The following is a 3,223-nucleotide window of genomic DNA, read 5'->3' as shown; positions in this document are numbered from 1 at the left end:
ACGCACCACGTCGAGTGCGTCGCTTTGCTCACCCGGTGACCTGGACCGGCCGCAGGTCTCAGTCCCCGCCCCCCAGGTCGACCGCCGCGGCCTCGTAGAGCAGGTCGGCGCCCCGCTGGCGGTGGCGGACCAGCCGGACCAGCAGGTCGGTCGCGGTGTCGCGGAGCTCGTCCAGCTCGGCGGGCTCCGGCGCCTCCTCGTGCGCGAGCAGCCGGTCGAGCATCGCCTGGATCTGCACGTGGTCGGCGGTGAGCCGGTCCACCGGCCCGGACAGCCACGGCGCGGAGCGGCGTACCTCCTCGTGCAGGCCCTGGGGACCCTCGTTCACGGCGAGGTGCTCACGCAGGTCGGCCGACAGCTCGACCAGGGCGACGTGGACGCGCTGCCACCACCGGTCCGGGTCGGCCGCAGCGGGGGCGGCGAGCGCGAGCTCGAGTGCGTTCAGCGACGCGCGCAGCTCCGCCCGACGTCGCCGCAGGGTGTCGACCAGCTCGTCGTCCAGGGCCGACCGGCCCGACTCCATGGACCCAGTTCCCATGGGTCCAGTCTGTCGTATCGCCGGCGCGGTGGCACCCCGGACCCCTCCGACGAGCCGCGGGCGTGCCGGTTGCACTAGTACCTCGACCTCATGTATCTTGACATCAAGATAAATCGAGAATCGACCCACGGGCCCCCTGTCGGCACCGGCCGGTGCGCAGGCAAGATGGAGGGCGCCCACCCGACGTCACCGAGGAGATGCGACTGATGGCCAGTCTGGACAGCTTCGGCGCCAAGAGCGCCCTGGACGTGAACGGGAATAGCTACCAGATCTTCCGGCTGGACGCGGTGACCGGAGAGGGCCTGGACGTCGCGTCCCTGCCGTTCTCGCTCAAGGTGCTGCTGGAGAACCTGCTGCGCACCGAGGACGGCGCGAACATCACCGCCGAGGACATCCGGGCCCTGGCCGGCTGGGACGAGACCGCCGAGCCCGACAAGGAGATCCAGTTCACCCCCGCCCGCGTCATCATGCAGGACTTCACCGGGGTCCCCTGCGTGGTCGACCTGGCCACCATGCGGGAGGCGATGGCCGAGCTGGGCGGCGACCCGGCGCGCATCAACCCGCTCTCGCCGGCCGAGATGGTCATCGACCACTCGGTGATCGCCGACGTCTTCGGCAGCCCCGAGGCGTTCGAGCGCAACGTCGAGATCGAGTACCAGCGCAACCGCGAGCGCTACCAGTTCCTGCGCTGGGGCCAGGGCGCCTTCGCCGACTTCAAGGTCGTGCCACCCGGCACCGGCATCGTGCACCAGGTCAACATCGAGCACCTGGCCCGTACCGTGTTCACCCGCGAGGTCCCCGCGGCAGACCCGGGACAGGCGACCGAGGTGCTCGCCTACCCCGACACCTGCGTGGGCACCGACTCCCACACCACCATGGTCAACGGCATCGGAGTGGTGGGCTGGGGGGTCGGCGGGATCGAGGCCGAGGCGGCGATGCTGGGCCAGCCGGTGTCCATGCTGATCCCGCGCGTGGTCGGCTTCAAGCTCTCCGGCGAGCTGCCGGAGGGCTCCACCGCGACGGACCTGGTGCTGACGATCACCGAGATGCTCCGCAAGCACGGCGTCGTGGGCAAGTTCGTGGAGTTCTACGGCGACGGCGTCTCCGCGCTGCCGCTGGCCAACCGGGCGACCATCGGCAACATGAGCCCGGAGTTCGGCTCCACCGTCGCGGTCTTCCCGATCGACGAGGAGACCGTGCGCTACCTTCGGCTGACCGGGCGCTCCGAGGAGCAGCTCGCCCTGGTCGAGGCCTACGCCCGGACACAGGGTCTGTGGCACGACCCGGCCGCGGAGCCCCGTTACTCCGAGCGCCTCGAGCTCGACCTGGCCTCGGTGGTGCCCTCGCTCGCCGGTCCGAAGCGGCCGCAGGACCGGGTCGCGCTCGCGGACGCGAAGGTCGCCTTCCGAGGTGCGCTGGTCGACTACGTCGACGAGACCGAGCAGGTGCCGGCCGGTCGGCCGAGCCGGCCGACGCCGGTCGTGCTGGCCGACGGCACCTCGTTCACCCTCGACCACGGCGCCGTGGCCATCGCCGCGATCACCTCCTGCACCAACACCTCCAACCCGTCGGTGATGATCGGCGCCGCCCTGCTGGCCAAGAAGGCGGTCGAGAAGGGCCTGCAGCGCAAGCCGTGGGTGAAGACCACCCTGGCACCGGGGTCGAAGGTGGTCTCGGACTACTACGAGAGGGCCGGCCTCACGCCGTACCTCGACAAGCTGGGCTTCAACCTGGTCGGCTACGGCTGCACCACCTGCATCGGCAACTCCGGTCCGCTGATCCCCGAGGTGTCGGCGGCCGTCCAGGAGAACGACCTGTCGGTCGTGTCGGTGCTGTCGGGCAACCGCAACTTCGAGGGCCGGATCAACCCGGACGTGAAGATGAACTACCTGGCCTCGCCCCCGCTCGTGGTGGCCTACGCGCTGGCGGGCACCATGGACGTCGACCTGCTCCGCGACCCGCTGGGCACCGACGCGGACGGCAACGAGGTCCGGCTGGCCGACATCTGGCCGAGCCCGGCGGAGGTGGAGGAGGTGATCGCCGGGGCGATCTCGGCCGACACCTTCGCGACGGAGTACGCCGACGTGTTCGCCGGCGACGAGCGCTGGCGCTCGCTGCCCACCCCTGAGGGCGACATCTTCGCCTGGGACGAGGGCTCCACCTACGTCCGCAAGGCGCCGTACTTCGACGGCATGCCCGACGAGCCCGAGCCGGTGCGCGACATCGCCGGCGCCCGGGTGCTGCTGAAGCTCGGCGACTCGGTCACCACCGACCACATCAGCCCGGCCGGGGCGATCAAGAAGGACTCGCCCGCGGGCCGCTACCTCACCGAGCACGGCGTGGAGCCACGCGACTTCAACTCCTACGGCTCCCGTCGCGGCAACCACGAGGTGATGATCCGGGGCACCTTCGCCAACATCCGGCTGCGCAACCAGCTGGCGCCGGGCACCGAGGGCGGCTTCACCCGCGACTTCACCCGGGCCGCGGACGCCGCGGCGGCGCCGGTCAGCACCGTCTACGACGCCTCGGTGAGCTACCTCGCCGCGGGCACGCCCCTCGTGGTCCTCGCCGGCAAGGAGTACGGCTCCGGCTCGTCGCGCGACTGGGCGGCCAAGGGGACGGCGCTGCTGGGCGTGAAGGCGGTGATCGCGGAGTCCTACGAGCGCATCCACCGCTCCAACCTGA

The 3,223-nt window shown here is 71.1% G+C and carries 2 protein-coding genes; one reads left to right on the top strand and one right to left on the bottom strand.

The window, feature by feature from the left end:
- Positions 1–58: 58 nt before the first annotated feature.
- Complete coding sequence (locus PLP61_RS15970) at positions 59–538, bottom strand: hemerythrin domain-containing protein (RefSeq protein WP_324503751.1); 480 nt, start codon at positions 536–538, stop codon at positions 59–61.
- Between the two features lie 206 nt (positions 539–744).
- On the opposite strand from PLP61_RS15970, the gene acnA reads away from it, so the two are divergent.
- On the top strand, positions 745–3,223 hold a 2,479-nt coding region (gene acnA, locus PLP61_RS15965; RefSeq protein ID WP_324503750.1), incomplete at its 3' end, for an aconitate hydratase AcnA.

Source organism: Nocardioides sp., assembly GCF_035429765.1.
Classification (GTDB): Bacteria; Actinomycetota; Actinomycetes; order Propionibacteriales; family Nocardioidaceae; genus Nocardioides.
The sequence above is the reverse complement of the archived record's forward strand: the minus strand, read 5'-3'. Positions and strand labels throughout refer to the sequence as shown.